We start from the raw sequence: 831 nt of genomic DNA, 5'->3' as shown, positions 1-831 counted from the left end.
AATTCATGCAGAACTGTTGAGTCGCCAGACAAAATGAGAGTTGGAGGTGTTGTGTCGTTTACGTTTACTGTTCTTATTTCGGTAGGTGCAGCGTTGCCAACTGAGTCCGAAACATCGTATGTGACATTGCATGTGCCTGTTAGGTTCGGGTTGACGGTATCTCCAGCTACGGCAATGCTGCTGCTTAAGTCTCCGTCGATTGCATCTGATGCAGTAGCGCCTGGATCGGTGTAGGCATTTCCAAGCTCGTGATCAAGAGGGTTGCTTCCAAGAAGGGTGATCGTTGGCGCGCCGGTATCGGCAACGATTACGTCGCGAGATATTGTTGTCGCTATATTTCCTGCTGCATCGCTTAGGTCATAAGAAAGTGTGTAAGTACCAGCAATGCTTGAATCAACAGAACCGCTGACGACAATGGAGCTGCTTAAGTCTTCGCCTGGAACATCTGATGCAGTAGCGCCAGGGTCGGTGAACCGGGTGTTTAATTCTTGATTATACGGGCTGGCGCCTATTAGCGTAATAATCGGTGCAGTGGTATCGACAACATTAATTGTGCGAGAAACGACTACTGCTGCATTGCCTGATGAGTCTGACACGTCGTAGTTTAGGACATAGCTTCCAACCGTATCGTTCGTGACGCTTCCTGAGATAATGATATTAGCCGTAATATCACCATCAACATTATCGGTGGCTGTGGCTCCTTCTTCTATATAAGTGTCGCCTTTTTCCAGAGTGATACTCGAAGCTCCGCTTAGTGTAATGCTAGGGATAGTTGTGTCTTGGACGATTACATTACGAGTGACAGTCGTTGCGATGTTTCCAACGGCATCC

The 831-nt window shown here is 47.8% G+C and carries 1 protein-coding gene; it reads right to left on the bottom strand.

Annotated elements, in window-relative coordinates:
• The coding region (locus A3766_RS05800) for a DUF5011 domain-containing protein (protein WP_156508720.1) at positions 1 to 831 on the bottom strand (831 nt) is incomplete at both ends.

This window comes from Oleiphilus sp. HI0132 (assembly GCF_001635845.1).
The sequence above is the reverse complement of the archived record's forward strand: the minus strand, read 5'-3'. Positions and strand labels throughout refer to the sequence as shown.